The sequence below is a fragment of the Lysinibacillus sp. GbtcB16 genome, from assembly GCF_019091145.1.
Classification (GTDB): domain Bacteria; phylum Bacillota; class Bacilli; order Bacillales_A; family Planococcaceae; genus Lysinibacillus; species Lysinibacillus fusiformis.
On record NZ_JAGXJV010000001.1, the window covers coordinates 1,822,967 to 1,848,469 of the forward strand.

The 25,503-nt window shown below is 37.5% G+C and carries 26 protein-coding genes and 1 riboswitch; of the genes, 10 read left to right on the forward strand and 16 right to left on the reverse strand.

Annotation, left to right across the window (positions count from 1 at the left end; translation table 11 throughout):
- Positions 1 to 90: 90 nt before the first annotated feature.
- Positions 91 to 657 carry a GNAT family N-acetyltransferase gene (locus KVT27_RS09120; RefSeq protein WP_036148495.1) on the reverse strand — a complete coding sequence of 189 codons (567 nt, stop codon included), beginning with the start codon at positions 655 to 657 and terminating at the stop codon, positions 91 to 93.
- Between the two features lie 462 nt (positions 658 to 1,119).
- Positions 1,120 to 1,605, reverse strand: a complete 486-nt coding sequence (locus KVT27_RS09125; RefSeq protein ID WP_217581172.1) for a DUF2975 domain-containing protein — start codon at positions 1,603 to 1,605, stop codon at positions 1,120 to 1,122.
- 286 nt (positions 1,606 to 1,891) lie between these two features.
- On the opposite strand from KVT27_RS09125, the gene KVT27_RS09130 reads away from it, so the two are divergent.
- Positions 1,892 to 2,512 carry a class I SAM-dependent methyltransferase gene (locus tag KVT27_RS09130; protein ID WP_036148498.1) on the forward strand — a complete coding sequence of 207 codons (621 nt, stop codon included), beginning with the start codon at positions 1,892 to 1,894 and terminating at the stop codon, positions 2,510 to 2,512.
- Between the two features lie 159 nt (positions 2,513 to 2,671).
- Here the strand turns inward: KVT27_RS09130 and KVT27_RS09135 are convergent, their stop codons facing one another.
- The 7 genes from KVT27_RS09135 to KVT27_RS09165 form a co-directional block, all read right to left on the reverse strand.
- Positions 2,672 to 2,971, reverse strand: a complete 300-nt coding sequence (locus KVT27_RS09135) for a hypothetical protein (protein ID WP_036148501.1) — start codon at positions 2,969 to 2,971, stop codon at positions 2,672 to 2,674.
- Between the two features lie 159 nt (positions 2,972 to 3,130).
- Complete coding sequence (locus KVT27_RS09140; RefSeq protein WP_036148503.1) at positions 3,131 to 3,556, reverse strand: YfmQ family protein; 426 nt, start codon at positions 3,554 to 3,556, stop codon at positions 3,131 to 3,133.
- A gap of 351 nt (positions 3,557 to 3,907) precedes the next feature.
- A complete protein-coding gene (locus tag KVT27_RS09145; RefSeq protein ID WP_217581173.1) occupies positions 3,908 to 4,405 on the reverse strand; it encodes a DinB family protein in 498 nt (165 codons plus the stop codon).
- A gap of 210 nt (positions 4,406 to 4,615) precedes the next feature.
- Positions 4,616 to 5,263 (reverse strand): type A chloramphenicol O-acetyltransferase, encoded by a 648-nt coding sequence (gene catA, locus KVT27_RS09150; RefSeq protein WP_036126087.1) that lies wholly within the window; start codon positions 5,261 to 5,263, stop codon positions 4,616 to 4,618.
- 210 nt (positions 5,264 to 5,473) lie between these two features.
- Entirely contained in the window at positions 5,474 to 6,472 is a 999-nt protein-coding gene (locus KVT27_RS09155) for an NADP-dependent oxidoreductase (RefSeq protein WP_208706022.1), read from the reverse strand.
- A 36-nt stretch (positions 6,473 to 6,508) separates the two neighbouring features.
- Positions 6,509 to 6,844 (reverse strand): ArsR/SmtB family transcription factor, encoded by a 336-nt coding sequence (locus KVT27_RS09160; RefSeq protein WP_036126089.1) that lies wholly within the window; start codon positions 6,842 to 6,844, stop codon positions 6,509 to 6,511.
- A gap of 184 nt (positions 6,845 to 7,028) precedes the next feature.
- Entirely contained in the window at positions 7,029 to 7,625 is a 597-nt protein-coding gene (locus KVT27_RS09165) for an SCO family protein (protein ID WP_008181322.1), read from the reverse strand.
- Positions 7,626 to 8,208: 583 nt separating this feature from the next.
- Between KVT27_RS09165 and KVT27_RS09170 the strand changes: the two genes are divergently transcribed.
- The 5 genes from KVT27_RS09170 (at position 8,209) to KVT27_RS09190 (ending at position 12,740) form a co-directional block, all read left to right on the forward strand.
- A complete protein-coding gene (locus tag KVT27_RS09170; protein WP_036126092.1) occupies positions 8,209 to 8,544 on the forward strand; it encodes a DUF485 domain-containing protein in 336 nt (111 codons plus the stop codon).
- Positions 8,545 to 10,098, forward strand: a complete 1,554-nt coding sequence (locus tag KVT27_RS09175; RefSeq protein ID WP_036148516.1) for a solute symporter family protein — start codon at positions 8,545 to 8,547, stop codon at positions 10,096 to 10,098. It abuts the gene before it with no gap.
- Positions 10,099 to 10,579: 481 nt separating this feature from the next.
- Positions 10,580 to 10,918, forward strand: a complete 339-nt coding sequence (locus tag KVT27_RS09180; RefSeq protein ID WP_025116302.1) for a DUF485 domain-containing protein — start codon at positions 10,580 to 10,582, stop codon at positions 10,916 to 10,918.
- 8 nt (positions 10,919 to 10,926) lie between these two features.
- Positions 10,927 to 12,471 (forward strand): solute symporter family protein, encoded by a 1,545-nt coding sequence (locus tag KVT27_RS09185; protein WP_025116303.1) that lies wholly within the window; start codon positions 10,927 to 10,929, stop codon positions 12,469 to 12,471.
- A 92-nt stretch (positions 12,472 to 12,563) separates the two neighbouring features.
- The gene (locus KVT27_RS09190; RefSeq protein ID WP_233301728.1) at positions 12,564 to 12,740 is read left to right on the forward strand and encodes a hypothetical protein; all 177 of its coding nucleotides are present in this window, start codon (positions 12,564 to 12,566) and stop codon (positions 12,738 to 12,740) included.
- Positions 12,741 to 12,800: 60 nt separating this feature from the next.
- On the opposite strand, the gene KVT27_RS09195 is transcribed toward KVT27_RS09190, so the two are convergent.
- From KVT27_RS09195 to parE, 7 genes are all read right to left on the reverse strand, one after another.
- A complete protein-coding gene (locus tag KVT27_RS09195; protein ID WP_217581174.1) occupies positions 12,801 to 13,550 on the reverse strand; it encodes a TatD family hydrolase in 750 nt (249 codons plus the stop codon).
- On the reverse strand, positions 13,540 to 14,289 hold the full coding sequence (locus KVT27_RS09200) for an ABC transporter ATP-binding protein (RefSeq protein WP_036148522.1): 750 nt from the start codon (positions 14,287 to 14,289) through the stop codon (positions 13,540 to 13,542). The genes KVT27_RS09195 and KVT27_RS09200 overlap by 11 nt, the downstream gene beginning before the upstream one ends.
- Entirely contained in the window at positions 14,264 to 15,037 is a 774-nt protein-coding gene (locus KVT27_RS09205; protein WP_036148524.1) for an ABC transporter permease, read from the reverse strand. The genes KVT27_RS09200 and KVT27_RS09205 overlap by 26 nt, the downstream gene beginning before the upstream one ends.
- On the reverse strand, positions 15,034 to 15,327 hold the full coding sequence (locus tag KVT27_RS09210) for a thiamine-binding protein (protein WP_036126102.1): 294 nt from the start codon (positions 15,325 to 15,327) through the stop codon (positions 15,034 to 15,036). Before KVT27_RS09210 ends, KVT27_RS09205 begins: the two co-directional genes overlap by 4 nt.
- Position 15,328: 1 nt before the next feature.
- The gene (locus KVT27_RS09215; protein ID WP_217581175.1) at positions 15,329 to 16,324 is read right to left on the reverse strand and encodes an ABC transporter substrate-binding protein; all 996 of its coding nucleotides are present in this window, start codon (positions 16,322 to 16,324) and stop codon (positions 15,329 to 15,331) included.
- 155 nt (positions 16,325 to 16,479) lie between these two features.
- Positions 16,480 to 16,590: riboswitch (TPP riboswitch) on the reverse strand.
- A 123-nt stretch (positions 16,591 to 16,713) separates the two neighbouring features.
- On the reverse strand, positions 16,714 to 19,152 hold the full coding sequence (gene parC / locus KVT27_RS09220) for a DNA topoisomerase IV subunit A (RefSeq protein WP_036126105.1): 2,439 nt from the start codon (positions 19,150 to 19,152) through the stop codon (positions 16,714 to 16,716).
- Positions 19,149 to 21,125 (reverse strand): DNA topoisomerase IV subunit B, encoded by a 1,977-nt coding sequence (gene parE, locus KVT27_RS09225; protein ID WP_025116310.1) that lies wholly within the window; start codon positions 21,123 to 21,125, stop codon positions 19,149 to 19,151. The genes parC and parE overlap by 4 nt, the downstream gene beginning before the upstream one ends.
- 543 nt (positions 21,126 to 21,668) lie before the next feature.
- Here parE and plsY point away from each other — a divergent pair.
- The 4 genes from plsY (at position 21,669) to KVT27_RS09245 (ending at position 25,500) form a co-directional block, all read left to right on the forward strand.
- Positions 21,669 to 22,271: a glycerol-3-phosphate 1-O-acyltransferase PlsY gene (plsY, locus tag KVT27_RS09230; protein ID WP_025116311.1), complete on the forward strand. Its 603-nt coding sequence runs from the start codon at positions 21,669 to 21,671 to the stop codon at positions 22,269 to 22,271.
- Between the two features lie 19 nt (positions 22,272 to 22,290).
- Complete coding sequence (locus KVT27_RS09235) at positions 22,291 to 22,581, forward strand: HesB/YadR/YfhF family protein (protein WP_036126109.1); 291 nt, start codon at positions 22,291 to 22,293, stop codon at positions 22,579 to 22,581.
- A 147-nt stretch (positions 22,582 to 22,728) separates the two neighbouring features.
- The gene (locus tag KVT27_RS09240) at positions 22,729 to 24,273 is read left to right on the forward strand and encodes a spore germination protein (RefSeq protein ID WP_036148532.1); all 1,545 of its coding nucleotides are present in this window, start codon (positions 22,729 to 22,731) and stop codon (positions 24,271 to 24,273) included.
- A gap of 27 nt (positions 24,274 to 24,300) precedes the next feature.
- Positions 24,301 to 25,500 carry a Ger(x)C family spore germination protein gene (locus KVT27_RS09245; protein ID WP_036148533.1) on the forward strand — a complete coding sequence of 400 codons (1,200 nt, stop codon included), beginning with the start codon at positions 24,301 to 24,303 and terminating at the stop codon, positions 25,498 to 25,500.
- Positions 25,501 to 25,503 lie beyond the last annotated feature (3 nt).

Genomic DNA, 25,503 nt, shown 5'->3' on the forward strand with positions numbered 1-25,503 from the left:
TTGAATTATTTTTCATTTTACAGCAAAAAAATATTTTGTCAATATAAAGTTTTTTATTGCAAATGATATTTTTCAATACAAGTCACCAATTTAATTTATTTTGGAATAAATACAAGTGTCAGTCAGCTTGCTGCCATCTGCGGATAAATCCTCATTCCTTAATATACCTTCTAACATAAAACCAAGCTTTTCCGGAATAAAACGACTTTTAAAGTTAGTTGAATCACATCTTATTTCAATTCTCTTACATTCGAGATGATTTAATCCGAGGTTCACTAACTCCTTTACCGCCTCCGTCATATAGCCATTACCGCTATATTTGGTATTAATCCAGTATCCTATTTCACATTTAGGAATGCTCCAGTCAATCCCATGAAGGCTCGCGGTTCCAATAAGGTCCTTGCCGCCGCTTTTATCAAAAATAAGAAAACGAAAGCTTTCTCTTTTTAAAAAATTTATATGAGCATCCCTTAACAAGATTTCTGTTTCTTCAACGGTAGGAAGTTGTTGGAAAAGTGACAACCACTCTTTCAATTCGGTAAAGGAATCTTGAATGGCTTGGTTCACCACTTCTCCGTCTCCAGTTAGAAGCGGTGCACGAAGAATTAACCTTTCTGTTTCTAATTCTAAAGGAATACCTAATAACAAAGGGTTCATTTGATTTGCCCCAATCCTTGATTATTTTAGTATAATAAGCATACCTGTTCTCATGAATAGGAGATCCCTCCCCACCTACCGAAGTTCTCTTCTCATCACAGCCATATGTACATTTCGTAGTATTTTATCCAAAGGAATAGGTTTAGTCAACGACTATTGTTCGACAATATTTCGCTCTTTAGATGATGAAAGAAAGACGCTTTCCTAACTATAGAAATGCGTCCGATTTGAAAAATGACTGTTCCAAAACCTATTCTCATTATTAATTGTCTTCGTCACCTTTGTACGCCAAAATATCAAGTGGCTGGCAATCCAAAGTCTTGCTTCTAATGCGAAACGCTTTTGCTTCCCCATTTTTTATACTAGAAGGATTTTAATAATCTTTTTTGGAAAGCTCCGTTAAGTTCATTTTTCATTTTGCCACATCACATCAATACTCATAATAATTGCTATATATCCACCTCAAACGGTCCAATCATTTTCTGATTTTATATGAATCGCTTCTTGTAGAAGTCGTTGGAGGATTGAAGCAAAAACAGCAATCATCAACGAAGCGAAAATAATGATGAGCACCACTATACCAATAGGAGGGTCAACTTTTCTTGCTATAAAATGAAAGATTGGCATACCTAAAGCATACAGCCCGCTGATTAAAATCGCGCAACACTTGATGTTCTTTAATGACTTTACAGATAACTCAGAGAACGTAGTGTCCTCATCAATATATTTTAAAAGCTTAATAGCCTGATAGAGAGCAAAGAAAAAAGCCATGGCCGCTCCATACATTACAATGAAAATAAGAGATGTCATTGGAGAAAAATTTGGATACAAACTTGATGCGAAATTAGCTATATGGGGCACTAAAAATATACATAAAGCAAGAATTGCAATTCCAGCCAGAAAAATAATTACCTTTAAGAAAATGGTTGAACCTCGTTTAACATTCATTTGAAGCACCTCACTTATTTAATAACATTATAAATTTACCACAAATTTTATTGTTTAGCGATAAAATTACATTGTTTTAAATTATATTATTATTGTTTTTCATATAAAATACCTAAAATTTATACTTTACTATAATAACCCCTTTTCTAAGATCTTCAAATACGCTCTTTTTTAATGGGAATTTTTTTATATTTTGGTATGATGACAGTAAAGTACTGCCATCGGAGGGTTCACAATTATAAAAGGCTAAATACTTAAATATTCCGTTGAAAGGTTGGACGATACATTGAATAATACTTGGAACAAGATAATTTACAAACTGGGCTCTTCCTTCTACGATAAATTTTTTAACACAGGTATTTTTTTAAAAGCTAGAAGGAGGATCTTTCAAGAAGTACCTTTTAAAAGCAAACAAAAAATATTGTATGTAGGTATTGGTACTGGAGCGGATTTAGAATTAATTGATTACGCTAAATATGATATTACAGCCATTGATTATTCTCCTGACATGTTAAATAAAGCTAAAAATAAATTCAAGAACACTACTATTCAATTTTTAGAAATGGATGCTCAAAAAATGTCGTTTGAGGATGAATCCTTTGACTATATTGTAGCGAGCTTAATTCTTTCGGTTGTTCCTGATGGTAGTAAATGTTTTGGAGAGATGATCAGAGTTTTAAAAAAGGATGGAAGAATGCTGATTTTTGATAAATTTGCTCCTAAAAATCAAAAAATCACCTTTCCAAAAAAGCTGTTACGTCCATTTATCAGTTTGTTAGGAACCGATATTGGTAGAAATTTCGAAGAGCTCATTAATCAAAACAAACATCGAATAAAAATAGAAAAAGATCATCCTGTCATGTTAAACGGCATGTATCGATATATTGAAGTAAGTAGAGTATCTTAGCTACTACTACCTAGAGGCATAATTGCCCTGGCATTATGTCTATAATTAGTTAACCTTAAATATATTATGTATACTTAATTTATATATGGATATATAAAAAAACAACAAGCATGGTTTCTTAACCATGCTTGTTAGAAAATTAAGCGGCAAATCTCTTTTTTAAAATACCCCTATTAATTCAAAAAATAATATGCCCAAAAACATACCTAATATAAAGAGAACTAAGTATAAAAATTTAACTGTAAAAGGTTGATTATTAAACACCATTCCAGAGTAACGATAAATCCAGTATATAATTGGAAGCAAAATAAAAGCACACAAAATGGATTCTATTGAAAATTTAATTTGAAAATGACTGTTTCTTAGGGAAATAAAAAAGGTAAATCCCCCTACTACAAATCCAATTGTATAGCTACCCAAAAATAGATGTGTTAAAGTTTTATGTCTTTTTAATTCCACTCTCTAGTCCACCCTAGTCTGTTATTAAATCCTCTCCAGTATAATATCTACTAGAATCTATATCAATAAAATTGAAATTTAATCAGAATTTGCTGCACTTCAGTTTTTGTCCCTGCCATTATACATAAATCTATTCGTTCAAACCAGTGATAAACTTAGTTATATAGAGAACTTTTGCAGATTTTCTGAACTAAGACTATATGAAATCACTTTTTCTTTACGCTTCTTGACTACATCCACATGATCATCGTAGGGAAAAATTAAGAAATCCACCTCTTTTTTGCCACTTTTTAAGTTGATGACAAATGGAGTAACATTCGTCTCAGGTCGTAAAAATAATTTTTCATTGCCCGGAAATATATAATATTTTTTCAAAAAGATAGCTTTATTAAATACATCTATAAATCTTATTTTTTCTCCCTCTTCTAAATTATTTCCATTAAACGTGACCGTAACTTCCTTTGAGTCTAGTTCTTTGTGAAGTTCAAATTTATTTACTATCCATGCCACAGCTATACTTGGTGGGCTCATTAACAATTTAATAATAGATCCAATCACTATCGTAATGATCAATCCTGCTGTCATCTTTTATCAACTCTTTCAGCCATTTTTTCTTCATAGCTATTACTTTATTAATTATTTGATTTCTCACTAATATGTAATGTGGCTATATGGATGTTTGATCATCCGCCTTTCAATAATAAAGGATTTATATTTTTTATCACCATCCAATTTTAAATTTTTTTGACCATCCACTTAGGATTAATACAATTTCATCAAAATAAAAGGAGCGTTCAAAACGCTTTGTCTTTTATAAGACAATTAGTTTTGGACGCTCTTTTTATACTAAGCATTTTGATGTAAGGTGGCTAGACATTTGCTAAAATATGAGCCTTCAAGCTATGTTTCTACCCTTTTCGAATGAAGAACCTTCGCTCATGATGTTTGTTCGTCAGCCGAGGGACCGTACATGCCAGGGACGGGAATATCGAGAAGGCGCAAGTAAACTCCGAGTTGCGCTCGGTGGTGGACCATATGGCTTAATCCGAAGGTACGGAATGCGAGTGCACGTGGCTCACGGCGAATGATATGGTCACCTTGACGCAAGGTCCATTCTTGACCCAGCATAATCTCGTCACATTCGGCAAGCATTTGTTCCAGCATGTCAACGTTTCCGTCAAACTCATTTAGAATATCCGATTGTTTTTCTAAAGGTTCTCTTCTTAGCGGTACGGTTAAAAGATCAAACTCTGAGTATTGAAGTATAGCAATTTGCCAGTTCAGTATGTTAATCAAATGTGTGGCTAGCCCACCGAGCGTCATCGACTTCTCGTGAGGTTTCCATGACAGATGCTCCTCAGGCAAACATTCCAAAATGCGACGTGAAGCGGCCAATTCATGCGATGTGTCACCGACGATCAGTTGTTTAATCATAATTTCTCTCCTCCCTTTTGGTTAGTTTACTATAAATTGCATTTAAATAGAAAGTCTCTCTAGTTACTAGACTGTTATACATAAAACGGTGGTTTCAAAAACATAACATTGGTGTCTTGAGCTATGACGGACGCTTCCACCTTCTCTTTACAAATAGTCTGCTAAGTCCAAGAAAAAAAGAAGCTGCAATCACAGCTCCTTTTATAAAAACTATAGCCACTCTGCACTATTATCAGCAAGTTTTTGCAGCTCATTCATAAAAATTCCTGCATGATAACCATCACAAACAGCATGATGAAACTGTAGTGAAATTGGTAAGCGGTACTCCCCATTTATAGAAGCATATTGAGCACCCGTTATTATCGGTAATAGATAATCTCCACCATTATGAATGTTCAAATTAAATCCGGTGAAAGAACACCATGGTATCATGGAGATAGGGATATTATTTTCAGGTATAGGCATTTTGGGAAACATTCGATCTGTACCATTATAAGTTTCTATATCTTGCTCATATTGCGTGTAGAATTCAGTAAATGTAGTGTAATTGGATGTCCAAACGCAAGAAAATGTGCATGACTGTTTATCAAAAATTGTGTATGAAGGCAACATTTCCTCCCAATACCCTAGCTGCCCTTCTGCGTTAAAGTTAGTTCTGAATTCTTGATGTGCATTGACAACTTTAGTTATCATAAATATAAACGCGGGATATAGTTTCAAATTCTTTTTCTTTAAATTCTCCATCAAAACAGTAATATTAATATCATTCGTTATACTGAATGATGTTTGTTGTTGCAAATAGTGTTCAAAATACTCTTTTCGTTGCCAATTCTCGCGGTCTATCAAATAAAATTTCATATTTTCATGCCTCCTAAAATTTTGGTTGGTTTTAGGAGGCTATTTTCACTGTTTTCTTCATTTAAATCATCCTTTTTTTTCTAAATCAACCTTAATTATCTTCATAATTCTATAGCTTATTTTACAGCAAAATTTGCTGCAATAAAACGAAATTTATAAGTGAGCATTTTCTTTGCCAACATAGGATAACAACCTGATACTCTTAGACCATTACTTGATTTTGACAATAATCTTCCCTTTAGCCCTTCCAGACTCGGCATATTCCATCGCTTGTTGAGCTTCTTCAAATGAAAAAATTCTATCTATGACAGGTTTGATTTTACCTGATTCAATAAAGTCCGCAATTATACGTAATTGCTCACCACTTGGCTTCATAAATAAAAATGAATAGTGAGCATCATGCTTCTTTTCAAGTGCCGTCAGTTTATAACTTGCTGCTGAAAACAATAATCTTTTAAAAAACCCTGAGCCATGCTCTTTTGCAAAGCGGGCATTCGGTAAGCCTGAAACTGAAACGATTTTTCCTCCACGTTTAATTATCTCAAAGGATTTTTCGAGTGACGTCCCTCCGAGTGTGTCGAAAACTGCATCGTAATTTTCTAATAGCTCCTCAAACTTTTCTGTCTTATAGTTGATTACTTCATCAGCACCGAGAGTTGTTACTAGATTTGCCCCAGCTTCACTAGCAGTCGTTGCCACAGTTGCCCCCATTAATTTAGCTAATTGAATAGCAAAAGTACCGACACCACCAGACCCTGCATGAATCAACACTTTTTGTCCTGTTTGTAATTGCATGATGTCATGCAATGCTTGATATGAAGTTAAGCCAACGAGTGGGATGGACGCAGCTTCCTCAAAACTTAAATTTTTAGGCTTTAACGCTATGTCATCCTCATGAATTGCGATAAATTCGGCAAAGGTACCAATTTTGCTTTTACGTGGCCGTGCATAAATTTCATCTCCTACTTTAAATCGATTTACCTTTGTACCAACCCTTACCACAACTCCTGAAAAATCATTTCCGAGGATTAGAGGCATTTCATACTTAATTAATAGTTTTACTTTCCCATCCCGTATTTTAAAATCGATCGGATTAATACTGGCCGCACGAATTTCAGCTAGAATTTCATATTCACCAATATTAGGTGTAGGCACTTCTGCAAAACGCATGGGAGCATTGCCATATTTATCAATTACCATTGCTTTCATGTTGATTCCTCCAATTCATGTCCGATACCAGTCGTTTCAATAATATTCCTTTAACAACGATTCAATATCTATAACAAGTGTTTTTAATAAACCTAATTTCGTACGAATATCGATATAGTAAAAATTTTTTGTCCCTTCTTTACGCATTAAAATAACGCCAGCATCTCGTAAAATTTTAAGATGGTGTGACACAGCAGGTCTAGAGAGATGTGTTTGCTCTGTGATTTCGCCAACACGCAAGCCTGTTTGACAATCTGTTGCCATTAGAACAAGTAAAATAGATTGACGTGTTTCATCACCAATTGCCAATAATACCTTTTGACAGTTCATAAAATTTTCTTTAATGGTGTGCAGTTGTTCCTCTTTAGTCATTGAGTGAATACCTCCTGTAATTAGTTGAATAGTTTAAGTTATTGAACCGTTGTGCATACAACAATATAATACAGGGCTGCTCCGTGCAATATTGAGAAAGTAAATCGAGACGAATCAATTTCCGAAGCTCGTCTCTAAACAACAAAAAAACACAGAAGTCACATGGACCTCTGTGTTACTTGAGTTACTTGCTTTCTTTGATAAGAGCCTTCATATCTCCAACGATTGTTTCAACTGGTACGTTTGTCGCGCCATCGTAGTCTTTTACAACTGTGCCGTCTGCATTCACTAAATAATAGCTCGACATATGTATGACTTGGTCTGAGTTAGGATCATTCTTAACTAATGAATTGAATGATTTACGTGCAAATTGCTCGATAAATTTCTGCTGATAGCCAGTTAATAGCTGCCATTTACTTTCATCTACAACGTTATACGTTTTTAAGTAGTTTGTTAATACGTCTGGTTTATCCACTTCCGGATCTACACTAAATGCAACAATTTGATAATCCTCAAGACCTTCATCCTGTAGGGCCTGCTGTACTTCTGTCATATTAAATGTCATAGGCGGACAGATTGTCGTACAGTTTGTAAAAATAAACATGGCCAACCAAGGCTTGCCCTTTAAATTATCAAGGCTCACTTGTTCATTTTTTTGATTCGTTACATTAAAATCTTGAACCTCAATATTTAGAGATGGCTCAAACTTGTAACTTCCGCAAGCAGCTAAAATGCTACTGAATGCTAGTACTAAAACTAGCAGCATGCTTTTCTTTTTCATTATTTTGCACACTTCCCTTCATTTCTTCACCTTATTTTATGCATTCTAGATGTCAAATACAAGATAATGAACTTATCCAAGCGGTGCATTTTGTGTAAGTTGTGAACATTAACTATTTTTGGCATTACATCACTCTACTTCTCCCAAATGGCTCTCCTTTTTTAAAAAATTTTCAAAGCTTTTTTTTATTATTTTCGTTATTTCCCAAAGAAAAAACTCTTTGTTATATAACAAACGATTCCACGCTATCAATCAACACTGGATATTACTAGTAGAATAATAAAATACAGAAAATTCTCTTTTAGGTGATTATTTTCTCCCATAGTCATTTTTATTAGCAGTAATCTATTTTAAGAATATTATATCAATAGAAATAAATGCTCTCTTTCATACAATAATTTTCTAGTAAAACCTTAATATTTCTATGTTATTCCCACAAAAATGAAATGACTAAAAATTATAAAAACTCAAAAATTAGTATTGCATTATAAGAATATCCCCCATAAAATAAGTGAATATAACGGCGAACGAAAAAGAAATATGTCGTTTAAAACAGAAATATAAAACTTTAGGGGGAATAATAATGGCGAATGTTTCTAGTGAAAAACAAGCACAACCCGTTGATTATCATGCAATTGAGGCAATGGAATCATTCAATAGCTTTGTGAAAAAGAAAAACACCTTTCTTTTCTCGATTACCGCAGTGTTTCTTATTCTTTATATTTTGCTTCCGATTCTTGCATTTCAGCCTGTACTACAACAAAAAATCTTCGGAAATATTACTGGGGTGTGGGTTTACTCAGCTGGATTATTTATCATGACCATTGTGCTCTGTACAGTATATGTAAAAAAAGCTGCTTCATTCGATAAAGCTGCAGCTGCTGTGCTAGCCGAGTATCATGCGAAAGGTGGTAACTAAATGAATATTGTATCCGTAGGTTTCTTTTTAGCTATTGTTGGTTTAACACTTGTTGTTACCTATATTGCAGCAAAGCGGACTTCCTCAGCAGCTGATTTTTATACAGCTGGGGGCGGGTTAAAGGGGTGGCAAAATGGCTTTGCGATTGCTGGTGATTATTTATCAGCTGCAGCCTTTCTTGGGGTGTCTGGTGCGATTGCTTTAACTGGCTTTGATGGTTTCTTTTTTTCTGTGGGCTATGTAGTAGCCAACTTAGTTCTTCTATATGTCATTGCTGAGCCTATGCGTAATTTAGGCCGCTATACACTAGCTGACATGTTAACGGCTCGTTTTAATGAAAAGCGAATTCGCGGCGTTGCGGCATCAGGTACGATTATTATTGTCATTCTTTATATGATTGCTCAGCTAGTAGGTGCTGGTGCATTAATTAAACTACTGTTCGGTATTGAATATTGGATTGCCGTGTTAATTGTCGGTGTGATGATGACTACCTATGTATTATTCGGTGGCATGACAGCAACTTCGTGGGTACAAATTATAAAAGCTAGTTTACTATTATTCGGGACAGGCTTATTAGCTACATTAGTATTAGTAAAATTTGATTTCTCACTCATGAAAATGTTTGACACCATTGCTGTCGATCATGGCGAGGAATTCCTTATACCAGGAATTAAATACACAAGCACGATTGATTCCGTATCGATGATGATGGCCTTAGTTTTAGGAACATCTGGTTTGCCACATATTTTAATGCGCTTCTTTACTGTAAAAGATGCCAAAACGGCACGCTCGTCTATATCATGGACAACTTGGATTACGGCTATCTTTTTCTCATTAACAATATTTTTAGGCTTCGGTGCGTTAAACTTTGTAGGTTTAGATCAAATTTTAGCTGAAAGTAAGGCTGGTAACACAGCTGCCCCACTACTGGCACATTATTTAGGTGGAGATGTGTTAATGGCATTTATCGGTGCTGTAGCCTTTGCGACAATTTTAGCGGTTGTTTCTGGCTTAGTTTTAACAGGTGCCTCAGCGATTTCACACGATATATATGGAGAAATTATTAAAGGTGGAAAATTAACAGAAAAGCAACAGGTAGTAGCAGCACGGACAGGCTCTATCTCAATTGCAATTGTCTCCATTGTATTAGCGCTGTTTGCACAAAGCTTAAACGTTTCGTTCCTAGTGTCATTTGCGTTTTGTATTGGTGCATCCGCGAATTTACCTGTCATTCTTTATACGATCTATTGGAAGAAGTTCAATTCTACTGGTGCTGTAGCAGCGATGCTAACAGGGTTAATTTCTTGTTTAATCTTAGGAGCGATGGGACCAAATGTATGGAGTCCTGTTGAAGGTGCAGCTATTTTTGTTGGTAAACCACTTGTACCACTAGCTGTTCCAGCCATTATTACCATTCCATTAGGCTTTATTGCAGGCTATTTGGGCTCAGTCCTTTCATCTAGTAAAGTACCGACTGAAGAGGCTGAACGTATTTATAAAGAAATTCGTGTAAAAGCGAATACTGGTGTTTCTGTATCTGATATTTCTCATTAATTTTTATACACCATATGCATAATGAATCAAAATTCAAAATATACAAAAAAATAGGCAAAAAATTCGATTTTTGGTCGATTTTTTCGCCTTTTTTGTTATTCTCCAACTAGCAAATTACTTATCGAACAATATTATTTGACTTCCAAAATACAGAAAAAAACCAATTTTCACTAAGGCAATAGTGTTTAAATATGGATAAAAAACCAAGGCATTTTTGTAGATTTATCGTTCTTTTTTTGTCAAGAATCCAGATTTCTCTTTGCTTCATTTATTTATCTGAATATTCTAAAACACTTGATGTTCTTGGTTTCGGAGGTTTTTTTCTCTTTCAGGACTATTTTCAGAAAAATTTTTTTTACATAATTTTTCTGAAATGTATTGCAATTTTGTGAACTCTTTCATAAAATGAGAATGTGAATTCACTAAACTAGCAAAATCAAGTCTTAAGGCAGAAAAAATATACACAAAATGGGGAATGTTAATGGCGAACAATCAAGCAAAAAAAGGTGTCGTGATTGACTATGATGCAATTGCAAACCAAGAATCGTTTAAGTCTCTTGTACGCAGAAAGAACTCTTTTCTTTGGTCTATGACTGCCATATTTTTATTGGCCTACATGTTGTTACCAATTCTGACATCGTACACAACAATTCTACACCAAAAGGCATTTGGGGAAATTACTTGGGTGTGGATTTATTCAGCAGGGCTATTCATCATGACATGGGGGTTATGTCATTTATATGTAGCTAAAGCAAACAACTTCGACAGAGAAGCAAAAGCGATTATCGCAGAATACGAGAACGGAGGTGGCCGCCGATGAATAACGGAATGAGTTTTACAGCCATATTCTTCTTCGTAGCCATTGTTGGTTTAACATTAGTTATCACATGGTGGGCATCTAAACGTACATCTTCTGCAAGCGACTTCTATACAGCTGGCGGGGGCTTAACAGGCTGGCAAAATGGACTAGCTATCGCAGGTGACTATTTATCAGCAGCCTCTTTCTTAGGGATTGCAGGAGCAGTAGCATTATTTGGATTTGATGGGTTCTTCTTCTCTATTGGTTATTTAGTAGCTTACTTAGTGGTATTATACATCGTTGCTGAGCCATTACGTAACCTTGGAAAATTCACTTTAGCTGACATGATTACAGCTCGTTTCAATAACTCAAAAGTACGTGGAACAGCTGCTTTAAGCACTATTACAATTGTTTTATTCTACATGATTGCACAACTAGTTGGTGCAGGAGCACTTATTCAATTACTTTTAGGGATCGACTACTGGGTAGCTGTATTGATCGTAGGTTTCATGATGACAACTTACGTATTATTCGGTGGTATGACAGCAACTTCATGGGTTCAAATTATTAAAGCTTGTCTTTTAATGCTAGGTACAGTTATTATCTCATTCTTAGTATTAAAAGAATTTGGCTTCAGTATTGCAACAATGTTTAAAGAAATGACTACAGCAACTGACAGTGGTGCTGCTTATTTAAACCCAGGTCTAAAATATACAAATGGACTTGACACAATTTCTATGTTAATTGCATTAGTATTAGGTACTGCGGGTCTTCCACATATCTTAATGCGTTTCTTCACAGTAAAAGATGCAAAAACGGCTCGTTCATCTGTTATTTGGGCTACTTGGATTGTAGGTATTTTCTACGTTTTAACAATTTTCTTAGGTTTCGGTGCAGCAGCATTCGTTGGAAAAGAAGATATTATCGCGGCAAACGCTGCTGGTAATATGGCTGCCCCACTTCTTGCAGAAGCACTAGGTGGCGACATTCTATTCTCATTCGTATGTGCGGTAGCATTCGCAACAATTTTAGCGGTAGTAGCAGGTCTTGTACTTTCAGGTGCCTCTGCCCTATCACATGATATTTATGGGCAAATCATTAAAAAGGGTAAAATTACTGAAAAAGAGCAAGTTCTTGCAGCTCGTATCGGTTCAATTACGATCGCTATAATTTCCATTTTATTAGCACTTGGTGCACAAACATTAAACGTTGCGTTCTTAGTATCTTTAGCATTCTGTATTGCAGGTTCTGCTAACCTTCCAGTTATTATTTATACAATCTATTGGAAACGCTTTAATACAGCTGGTGCTGTTACAGCGATGTTAACAGGTTTAATCTCTGCATTAGTATTAGTAGCTATGTCACCAAACGTATGGAATCCAGTTGAAGGCAAAGCGATTTTTGTGGGTGATCCGTTAATTATGTTAACGAACCCTGCCCTAATCTCTGTACCGCTTGGTTTCCTTGGTGGTTTCATCGGCACATTACTTTCTAAAGAAACTGATGATGCAAAATATCGTGAAGTTGACGTTAAAGCAAACACAGGTATTTCTGTACAGGACGTATCTCACTAAATCTATGTCATAAACCTCGTAAGTTCTTGCTTACGAGGTTTTACTTTTTCTTTCATTTTCGTTACTATAATTGTTAAAAGGAGGGAATGAAAATGGCTCAATCTGGGGCGAAAAAGAAGCGGATGCATATAAAAAGAACTGTTGGCAAGGATGTAGAGAAAAATCGCCAAACCAATTCCTTCAGTACACATGAACGCACCACCAAAACAAAGACAGAGAAATTGAAGCATGATTTTACTAAACATAAAAAGCAGTATACGGATCATTAGTTTGTATCCTATACTGCTTTTATTATTGTAGAAAACACAAGTATCACTTACAAAATTAGTTTAAAGTCGATAAAAGTTTGTCGTATTTTGAGTGATAATTTGAGCCGCTTCTTGTATAGACAATCCCTTAATGGCTGCAATTACCTCAATCGTCGAATGCATCATCCACGGAGACGTGGGTTTATTTGTAAATGGACCTTCAAACGGCCATGGACCATCTGTTTCAACCATCATCAATTCAATCGGGTAGATTTGAATTAACTGTTGAATTTCCTCTTCATACAATGCATCAGGCGTAATGGAGATAAAATAACCTTGCTGAATCATGCGTTTCACAACTGCTTCGTCCCCTTTAAACCAATGGAAATGTGCCTGACGAAGCTGATGCTTTTCTAGTAAATCGCACACCACGATAGCATCCTCATACACAGCATGCAATACAATCGGTTTGCCCAACTCTTTCGCCAATACGATAAATCGTTCCAATAAAGCCTCATACGGACGAACATCCAAAACTTGTTCTTGCCTTAAATAATAAGGTAAACCGACCTCACCGACTGCTATCATCTCATCACTATGGGCGCGAATCCATTTAAATAAAGCTTTCTCTTCTATTTCACTCGGTAAAGGCTGTTCGGGATGGAAACCAAAAGCTGCCTTCACTTTGGGATAGACCTTCGCTAAATTCAACGTCTTTTGACAGGAGGACAGCTGCATACTCACCGCAATTAGTGCCTCTACTTCTTCCAATAAAGAAGGTATTTCCACGTCCTTATACTGATCTAAATGAATATGGGCATCAATCAACATGCAAATCCCCCTTTTCTTCCTGTAAATACTTGAATAACTGTTGCTTCAAGGCTGTGAATGTGGCCGAATGACGAATTTCTTCTTTGCGAGGACGCTCAAATGGCACAATGATTTCTTTTTTCACCGTTGCTGGCCGTTTCGATAAAACAAGTATACGATCTGCTAAAAAGAGTGCCTCCTCAATACTATGTGTGACAAATAAGATGGATTTCCGATGTTCTTCCCAAATGGACAGTAGCCATGCCTGCATTTCCAATCTTGTAAATTCATCGAGCGCAGAAAATGGTTCATCTAGACATAAAATAGGTTTATCACTGACAATGGCACGGATGAAGGATACACGTTGTTGCATCCCTCCAGATAGCTCGTTTGGATAAGCATGGCTAAAGGAAGCAAGTCCTACCTTTTCTAGCCACCCCTTTGCACGTTCAACATTAGGCTTTTGCTGCAATTCCTCAACAATTGTTACATTCTCTAAAATAGTACGCCAAGGCAGTAGACAGGGCTGCTGTGGCATATAGCCAATTGTTCCTCTTTTTCGTTGGATTTCCTCTCCATTTAATAAAATCGCCCCTTGATCAACCGAAGAGACCCCACCAATTAATTGAAAAAGGGTACTTTTACCACTGCCGGATGGACCTACAATGGCCACAAACTCACCATCCTTGACATCAAAGGAAATATCATCAAGAACATGTAGACTGTTAAAGGACTTAGCGATGTTTTGAATGCTGAGCATGATAACCTCTCCCCTTTACCATTAATTTTTCAAGCAAACGAATACTACTAAATAACAATAAGCTTAACAAGACAATCGCAAAAATTGCGACAAACACTCGATCTGTACGGAAGGAGGATTGTGCTAAGGTCATGTATACACCAATTCCCTTTTTCGCACCAAGCCACTCCGCAATGACTGCCCCCATTACGCTATACGTTGCAGCAATTTTCACACCCGAAAAAATTGCTGGGTAGGCATGTGGCCATTCTAGTTTCCAAAACGTTTGAGCCTTCGTTGCACCAATCATTTCAAAATAATGCTTTAACTCGGGTGCTGTTTGGCGAAAACCGTCCATTGCCGCAATGACAATAGGGAAAAAGCAAACAAGACAAATAATGATAAGCTTTGGTAATAAGCCAAAGCCAAACCAAATAATAAGGAGGGGTGCTAACACAAGAATCGGTATGTTTTGCGACATAATGAGAATCGGATAAAATAATGACCGAATAAAAGTAAAACGATGCAAAACAATTGCCACTGTTAGACCACAGCCAACCCCAATAGCAAGTCCTAGTAAAGCTAATTGCACGGTAGCCAGAGCATGTGGCAGGAACGTCTGATACGATTGAAAGCCTTCTACTACAATTATGCTTGGTGCTGGAAGGAGCCAAGGAGGAACATCAGCTATATGCACAACAAGCTCCCATATGAATAAGAGGAAGGCGATAAAAATTATCGTCCTTCCTTTTTGTAATGCCCGTTTCATGATTGATATTTCTCCGTTAATGTAGCCATTGTAATCCCGTTTGGTTGATATAAAATTTTTACTTGTGTAATGACATTAATGGCTCCTAGCTCGACCATCTTAACATTCATTTTCTCAATGATTTGAAGAAGCACTGGAAGCTCACCCTCCATCGTTGTTTCAAGTGGATGAACCTCATACTTCACACCAGATGCATCAATAACTGCAATGGCCGCATCTACATAAGGGATGACATCCTCATACTTTTCTGTCTTTGGAATGATTTGGACACTGATCAATGAATTTGCCATGTTAATTGGCCTCCTTTTTTGGTAAAAACTCATTCGTAAACGCTTGTTTAGCATCAAATTCGCCTTCTAATACTTTGTTGCTCGACATCCATTTAGCATAGTTTTCCCACACTGAAAACTTTTGCTCTCCCCATTGTTTAGCATCGTCCTGATATTTATCAGCCAACCACTCTTGGCTTTTATGCACTAACTCCTTATCTAAGTCAGGTGCCGCTTCTAGTAAAATATCAGCCGCTTCATTTGGATGCTCGATCGCATATTCATAGCCCTTCGATGCAGCTGCAACAAAAGCTTTGACGATGTCTGGATTGTTTTGAATCATTTTTTCATTAGTTGCTAAAACAGGTGTATAGTAATCTAACTGATTACTGTAGTCTGTTAAATACAGCATATTAATCTTTTCCCCACGAAGCTCTGCCTCAATCCCTGTCCAAGCATAATAAATCCAAGCAAAGTCGATGTCTTTTTTCATCATCGTGAAGAAATCTAAATCTCCCGCATTGACAATATCTAATTTATTTATATCAGCGTTTTCTTTTTGCATTAATGATTGTAATACGGCTTGTTCGAGTGGCGCTCCCCAACCACCATATGTTTTTCCTTCAAAGTCCTTTGGAGATGTAATACCCTTTGATGCTACAGAAGCAAATCCAGATGTATTATGCTGGATGATGGCCGCTATTGAGACAAGTGGCACAGCCTGAACACGAGCCTGTGTAATGCCCTCCTGATAGCTCACGCCAAATTCTGCCTTACCAGAAGCTACGAGCTGATCGGCTCCTGCCTCTCCTGGCATAATAATCTCAACATCTAAGCCCTGATCTTCAAAATAACCGAGCTTTTTCGCAACATACAATCCTGTATGATTCGTATTTGGTGTCCAATCGAGAACCACTGACACCTTTTTCTTTGTATCAGCAGCTTGCTTGTCCTCCTTGTCGCTACAGCCCACTAACATCAATAGTGCCGCTAATAGAATAAATAACCATTTTTTCATGCTAAGTCCTCCCAGTTTGTAATATGAAAGTGTTCATGAATGAATGTTGTCACCAGAAGAAAGCGTAATATACGGTTGGTAAGATATTGCTTGGAAAACAAAAAAACGCCTAGGATTCCTCCCAGACGTATTGCAATCAATCTCCAAAACTTTTGCTTTTTTGAATAGATGTTCCCTACGCTGGTACGAGCCAAATCAGGTTCAAAGGGTCAGTGTCTATCGGACACAATCTCAGCTAGCCATAACTAGCCCCCCTACATTCTTTCGCTATGAACTTTTCGATGATTATTATACCCATAGTTGATCTAAAATGACAAGATGCTATTTTTAGATAGTTGTTCCACTCCAACAAATAGCCCAGCTCTACTAGATAGAAACTGGGCATAGTTTTAGCTTGGTTTTTGTTCTTTTTTGGCCGTTAAGACATGGGAAATGGCTCCATCTGTTGCAATATCCACTTTAAATGAACCATTAGAATGGCGATCAGCACGCGTCAATGCATGAACATCAATAAATTCTTGGACGCCTTTTTCAGTTTCAATCACAACCTGTTCATCGTCTGTCGCTTGAATAACAGCGACAATTCGGTGAGGATTTGCTTTTAATTCTGTTAGGACTTTAAGGCCGCGTTTGGCACGACCCGCTACTTCTACCTCTGCGACATTCATTTTCTTGACAGCCCCTCGTTGTGTCACAATAACGACATATTGTGTTTCATCTGGCTGTAGAACATTGACCCCAACTAAAGCTTCTCCATCTTTTAACGTAATCCCTTTAACGCCACCTGTTTTCACACCAGTAACCGGTAATTCCTCGATAGGGAATCGAATAGCATACGCCGTATCAGTTGTTAAGAGCAATTCCACATCATCCGTCATAAATGATGCATAAATCATTGCATCGCCCGCTTTAACATTCATTGTTTTAATCGGCTTCGAGTAACGCGTCACTGCATAATCTGCGAGCGGTGAACGTTTAATTTGTCCATCTTTCGTAGCAGTTAAAATATACGTATTTGGTTGTTCAAATGTTTCAAAGCCATAGACGGCAATAATTGATTCATCTTCACTTGTTGGCACAATACTAGAAATATGCTGACCAAGGTCCTTCCAACGAATATCAGGCAATTCGTGAACTGGCTGATAAATATAATTCCCTCTATTTGTAAATAACAATAGATGATGCTGCGTATTTAAGTTTGCTTCATACAATAAATAATCGGAATCCTTCATCGCAAAATCTTGACCATTGGAAGCGGCATGGGATCGTGTAGAAGTACGTTTAATATAGCCATCTTTCGTGACAGTCACCACAACCTCTTCACTTGGAACAAGGACATCTAATGTAATTTTAATTTCTTCTATTTCTTGTTCAATTCTCGAGCGACGCGGCTCTGTGAAGCGTTTTTTAATATCTAGTAATTCTTGTTTAATGACACGTACAAGCTTGGCCTCGCTTTGTAAAATTCCTTCTAGCTTGGCAATCAATTTATTTAAATCATCCTGTTCTTGGCGGAGCTCTGTAATATCGGTATTCGTTAAACGATATAATTGCAGGCTCACAATCGCCTCTGCTTGTACCTCGGTAAAATCGAACTTTGCCTGTAAATTAAGCTTGGCATCCTTCTTATCATTAGAAGAACGAATTGTCGCAATGACTTCATCTAAAATAGACAATGCTTTAATTAATCCATCTACAATATGGGAACGATCCTTAGCCTTTTGTAAATCATATATAGAACGATTTGTGACCACTTCTTTTTGGTGAGTAATATAGGCATCCAATAATAATGGCAATGTCATCATCGTTGGGCGACGATTATGAATCGCAATCATATTAAAATTGTAAGCTACTTGTAAATCTGTTGTTTTAAATAAGTACTGTAAAATCCCTTGTCCAGGAACATCCTTTTTCAGCTCGATTACGACACGTAACCCTGTACGGTCAGATTCATCACGAATTTCAGCAATCCCTTCAAGGCGTTTATCTACACGCTGCTCATCAATTTTTTTTACAAGATTCGCTTTATTCACATCGTATGGTAATTCGGTAACAACGATTTGCTCTTTGCCACCCTTAATAGGTTCCACCACAGCCTGCGCACGAACTATAATTTTACCGCGCCCTGTTTCATATGCCTTTTTAATGCCGTCCACACCTTGAATAATACCGCCTGTTGGGAAATCTGGACCTTTGAGTACTGTCATTAATTCATCCACTGTTGCAGTAGGCTTGTCTAAGCGCATCAATACAGCATCCAGCACTTCATCTAGTGCATGAGGTGGAATATCTGTTGCATAACCCGCAGATATCCCTGTAGAGCCGTTGACTAGTAAATTAGGGAAACGTGCTGGTAAAACAGTTGGCTCCATATCCTGATCATCGAAGTTTGGTACGAATTCAACCGTTTTCTTCCCGATATCTCGTAACATTTCACCCGCAATCGCAGATAATCTTGCCTCAGTATAACGCATGGCAGCTGGCGGATCTCCATCAACTGAACCATTATTCCCATGCATTTCAATGAGCATATGACGAGCTTTCCAATCCTGACTCATACGTACCATCGCCTCATAGACAGAGCTATCTCCGTGTGGATGGTAATTACCGATTACATTACCGACTGTTTTAGCTGATTTACGGAAAGGTTTTTCGTGTGTATTGCCTTCTGTAAACATCGCATATAAAATACGACGCTGTACAGGTTTAAGACCGTCACGTGCATCTGGCAACGCGCGGTCTTGAATAATATATTTACTATAGCGACCAAAACGGTCACCCATTACTTCTTCTAAAGGTAAATCTTGAAACTTTTCTGTGCTACTCATGCTTGGCCCTCCTCTTGTTGGATGAATTCATTTTCTAAAATGTTAGCATCATCCTCCATACCGAAGTCTACATTGGCTTCGATCCATTTACGACGCGGCTCTACCTTATCGCCCATTAATGTCGTGACACGTCTCTCTGCACGTGCACCATCCTCGATTGTGACACGAATTAATGTACGTGTGTCAGGGTTCATTGTTGTATCCCATAGCTGGTCTGCATTCATCTCACCAAGACCTTTATAGCGCTGTAATATGTAACCCTTTCCAACTTGTTTGATGGCCTTTTGTAAATCGTTTTCTGTCCAAGCATATTCAATTACTTCTTTTTTGCCAGTCCCTTTAGAAACTTTATATAGTGGCGGTAATGCAATAAAGACTTTACCAGCCTCTATGAGCGGACGCATATAACGGTAGAAGAACGTTAATAGCAATACTTGAATATGAGCGCCATCCGTATCAGCATCAGTCATTATGACTACTTTATTGTAGGCTGAATCCTCTACTGCAAAATCTGTTCCAACACCTGCACCAATCGCATGAATAATCGTTGAAATCTCTTCGTTTTTCATAATATCCTGGAGTTTTGCTTTTTCCGTGTTAATCACTTTCCCGCGCAGTGGTAATATCGCCTGGAATGTACGATCGCGACCTTGTTTTGCAGAACCACCCGCTGAATCACCTTCGACTAAATATAATTCATTTTTCGCCGCATTACGTGACTGTGCAGGTGTTAATTTACCTGACAGAATCGTACTACCCTTTTTGTTTTTCTTACCATTTCGCGCATCCTCACGAGCTTTACGAGCCGCTTCACGTACTTGCTGCGCACGAATTGCTTTACGCACAAGAGAAGCAGACAATTCAGCATTTTCCTCTAGCACATATAAAATTTGCTCAGACACCACACTATCTACTGCTGAACGAGCCTCACTTGTACCAAGCTTGCCCTTTGTTTGTCCTTCAAATTGTAATAAGTGTTCTGGAATACGGACAGATACGATAGCAGCTAAGCCCTCTCGAATATCCGTTCCTTCTAAGTTTTTATCCTTATCCTTTAATAAGCCAATTTTTCTTGCGTATTCATTAAAGACACGCGTCAGAGCTGCTTTTGCACCTGTTTCATGGGTACCGCCATCTCGTGTTCGTACATTATTAACAAACGACAAAATCGTTTCAGAATAACCGTCGTTATATTGGAAAGCAAACTCTACTTCAATATCATCTTGAATACCTTCCACATACTTCACAGGATGAAGAACATCTTTCTCTTCATTCAAATACGCAACGAAAGCTTCAATGCCGTTCTCATAAAAGAACACATCATTTTTGCCTTCCTCGCGCTCATCAATTAATTCAATTTTTAAGCCCTTTAATAAAAAAGCTGACTCCCTTAAACGTTCTGCTAACGTATCATAATTATATTTTGTAACAGAGAAAATCGTTTCATCAGGTAGGAAATGAACAAGCGTACCTGTCTGCTTCGTTTGACCAATTTCTTCAAGTGTTGTCACTGGATGTCCACCATGCTCGAAGCGCTGGCGATATTTTTTGCCATCACGATGGATGGTTACTTCTAAAAATGTTGATAGCGCATTCACGACAGAAGAACCTACACCGTGCAAGCCGCCACTCGTTTTATATCCGCCTTGTCCAAACTTACCACCTGCATGAAGGACGGTAAAAATAATTTCAGGAGTAGGTTTACCCATCTTATGCATACCAGTTGGCATTCCACGGCCAAAGTCGCGTACGCTAATACTCTGGTCTTTGTGAATCTTGACAATAATATGAGATCCAAAGCCAGCCAATGCTTCATCCACCGCATTATCAACGATTTCATACACAAGGTGATGAAGTCCACGGCCATCTGTGGAACCGATATACATGCCTGGTCGTTTGCGCACCGCTTCTAATCCTTCTAATACTTGTATAGCGTCATCATTATAGACGCTAGGTGACTGTTTATTCGTCAAAAAAATTCCCCTCCAAAAAACAAACACTTGTTCTATTTATGTTCTCATCCTAATAATAATAGCATTTCCTGTCAATAGTTAGCGACAGGTCCAATTAAATTTTTAAAAATTGCTCACAGTTTTAATATACATTTTAATAGTAAACATCTTCAACAGTTGCTTAAAATTGGAATTTAAGCAAGACAGACTACCACTAGTATCCGTAAACACCTGACGCATCGTAGCTTATTTAGTTGCAATATAATTGATGTTCTAATACGTCATTGTCATGTAAATGAATAAAGTTAGACTTCTATTCTACCAAAGGAATGAACGAATGACAAAATTGCCATTTTGCCTATATTTTAATAAAGAATTTTTTCGTTCCTTCATCAATCATGTCTAAAAGCCTATCTCCAGCTTACTTTAGTTTCTTTTGTATTGAATTCAAGACTCCTTACGAAATCTCCTTCATAACATTGTAGATTAGCAAGAAAAAGTGTAAAATACTTGTTACAAACTATTAGTACCAAGTGATGGACTATGAATGAAAGGAGTCCAACTATGATCAATGGACTTATTATTTTATGTGCTTATCTAATCGGCTCTATACCTTCAGGGCTATGGATAGGTAAAATTTTTTATAATACCGATATACGAGAACATGGAAGCGGTAATCTAGGAGCAACTAATACGTTCCGAACGTTAGGAAAAAAAGCTGGTATTGTTGTGACTGTGATGGATGTTCTAAAAGGGACTGCCGCTGTCTTACTAGCTGCACTTCCAATATTCTCAGACAGCTCTATCCATTCCTTAATCCTAGGTCTTGTTGCCGTGATTGGTCATATGTTTCCGATCTTCGCCAATTTCCGTGGTGGAAAAGCAGTTGCCACATCAGCAGGTGTTTTATTAGGCTATTCATGGCCTTTGTTTGTCTTGCTTCTAATTGCCTTTCTTGTGACATTGAAAATCACAAAAATCGTCAGCTTAACATCTATGATAGCCGCTTTAGTAGCACTTATCTATTCAATCGTTTATTATTTTGTTACAGGTGACTTTGCATTAAGCATCTTGGTAGCCTTTTTATTTACCTTTATTATTTATCGTCATCGTGCCAATATTGCACGTATTAAAAATGGCACCGAGCCAAAGGTAAAGTGGCTGTAAGAAGAGAGGAGCATTCGCTATGAAAATTGCACTGACAGATGAAGCCCTAAAATGGTTCAAACATGAGATGGAAGTAGAACCAGGCGATACGATTCGCTTTTACGCACGCTATGGTGGTTCAAGTCCTTTTCACGAAGGCTTTTCACTAGGCATGACGCGAGAAGAACCCATTGCCATTGGAGCAGAAGCAGTCATTGATGGCGTAACCTATTACATCGATGAAAAAGATTTATGGTTCTTTAACGATCACAATCTACATGTAGACGTGGATGCTAGTTTAGATGAATTACAATACGAGTATCGTACATAAAGCAGTATTTTCCTTTCAGTATCTGAAAGGAAATACTGTTTTTTTATTTGAAAAATAGTAGCTAGAATTTCATTCCTTTTTTCGTTTATCTCCGCACAAAGTTGTCCATTCTATAAATAATGAACATCCATTTGAGGAGGAAAACGCATGTCCATATCAAACAAGATCAATCCCTCCCCATCCCTTACAACGGACGATTTACTAAATACTTCCCTTGCCAAAAATATAAAGGTCATTCAAAACACTCTCGGTCATAGCAATGACATTATTATTCGAGAAATAACGATTGGTGAAGATGAACTCCATCGGCTCGCCATTATTTCGATTGACGGCTTATCTGATAAAACGATGATTTCGGATTCTGTCATTGATAAATTAATGGCGAATATTGAGGAAGAACAAGAAATTGAAATTACAACTATCAATCAATATGTGCGAAGTTCTTATTTAACTGTCGGTGATGTGATGAATATCGAGCATTTTACCCCTCTTTATCATGCCATATTGAATGGTGAAACCGTCATTTTATTAGATGGCTTTGCGGAAGGCATCGTAACAAGCACGAAAAGCGCAAAAGATAGAGCTGTTACAGAGCCTTCAACGGAATCCGTCATTAGGGGGCCTCGAGAGTCCTTTACTGAAACATTGCGAACGAATACCGCGCTCATTCGGCGCAAAATAAAAAGTCCAAATCTTTGGATAAAGTCCCGTGTCATAGGTGAAGTGACACAAACAGATGTTGCCGTAATGTATATACATGGTATCGCCAGTGACAAAATTGTTGCGGAGGTGTTAGCGCGGTTAGATCGCATTAATATCGATGGCATTTTAGAAAGTGGATATATTGAGGATTTTATTCAAGATTCTAAAAATACCATGTTTCCAACCATTTACAACTCAGAACGGCCAGATGTTATTGCTGGTGAATTATTAGATGGTAAAGTGGCGATTCTAGTAGATGGTACCCCCTTTGTATTAGTGGTGCCTGCATTATTTACTTCTTTTTTGCAATCTGCTGAAGACTACTATCAACATTGGATGATTAGTTCCCTCATTCGTATTTTACGTTTCTTTGGTATTAGTTTGGCATTGGTAGCACCATCCCTCTATGTTGCGATTACGACTTTTCATCAAGAAATGCTACCGACGGCCATGCTAATTAGTATCGCCTCACAACGAGAAGGTGTACCCTTCCCTGCTGTAGTGGAAGCACTTATTATGGAGCTTGCCTTTGAGATACTTCGAGAGGCAGGGCTTCGAATGCCGCGGACAATCGGTCCAGCAGTGTCCATCGTAGGTACGCTGGTAATTGGCCAGGCAGCGGTAGATGCCGGTGTTGTCTCGGCTGTTATGGTTATTATAGTGGCATTAACGGCCATTTGTAGTTTTTTATTCCCTGCTTATGGTTTGTCCAATACGATTCGTGTACTGCGCTTTCCATTAATGATTTTAGCAGCTATGTTTGGTCTTTTTGGAGTTATGTTTGGCATTATTATCATTATTCTTCATTTATGCAGCATTCGTTCATTTGGTGTACCGTATTTAAGCCCGTTTGCTCCTTTAATTTTACAGGATCAAAAAGATGCATTTTTATTGCTCCCTCGTAGACGTTTATTAACACGTCCACGTTTAGTGAATCAGAAAAATATTGTTAGAGGGCATAAATATGTCCCTAGAACAGGTCGGAAATAAAACTACTGAACAAATGAGGAATGAAATATGGCAAAAGTAAAAGCAATTTGCTTACTATGCATCCTCACTTTACTGTTAAGTGGTTGCTGGAGTAAGCGTGAATTAAATGAATTAGCCATTGTTGTAGCGCTTGGTATAGACAAAGTAGATGATGAGTATGAGATTACCGTTCAAATAGTTGATCCTAGTGAGGTTTCCATGCGACAAGCTTCCACTCAGCGCTCCCCTGTTATTAGCTACCATTCTAGAGGGGAAACAATTTTTGAGGCCATCCGCAAAATGGCGACCATTGCTGCACGGAAGCCATATTTTGCCCATCTACAGATAGTCGTTTTAGGTGAAGACCTCGCTAAAGAGGGAATCAGTGACTCATTAGATTTAATTTCACGAGACCATGAGTTTAGAAAGGATTTCGATATCATTATGTCTTATGAAGCTACAGCTAAAGAAGTGTTAAATGTGCTTACACCTATCGAAAAAGTGCCTGCTAATAAAATTTTAAACTCTCTCAAAGTTTCTGAAAAAGTTTGGGGCTCTACGATTGCTATTAATATAGATGAATTGGTCACAAGGCTCAGTGAAAAGGATAATGGGGCTTTGATTTCTGCGATTGAAGTTCATGGGGATAAACGGTTAGGGGCCGATCAAACAAACGTCCAACGTGTTAAAACACCTGTATTTTTAAAATATGCAGGATTGGCCGTCTTTAAAGGTGATCGATACATTGGTTTACTTTCAGAGGGTGAAAGTAAAAGCATTAGTTTCCTTAGTGACAAAATACAAAGTACGATCGAAATCGTCACCTGTCCAAAGCAAGGTACACTCTCGACTGAGATTACGAACTCCTCCACAAAAGTAAAGGGGTCATTTAAAAATGGGAAACCGCAAATTGATGTCCAAATAAATGTGGAACAAAATGTAGGAGAGGTCGAATGTGATATCAATCTAACGAAAAATAAAATGGTGGATTATATCAATAAAAAAACAGCGCAGGGCATCGATGAACGTATTGAAAAAACATTAGAGAAAATACAGCAACAATACCAAGTGGATGTCTTAGGCTATGGTGAAGCCCTCCATCGTGCAGATGCAAAACAATGGAAAAAAATCAAAAAGGATTGGTCAACCATCTATCCTGATCTACCAATCCATGTACATGTAAAAGTGACAACACAAGGTTTAGGAACAATGCAAAACTCATTATTAAAAAAGCCAAAGGAGGGATAGTGG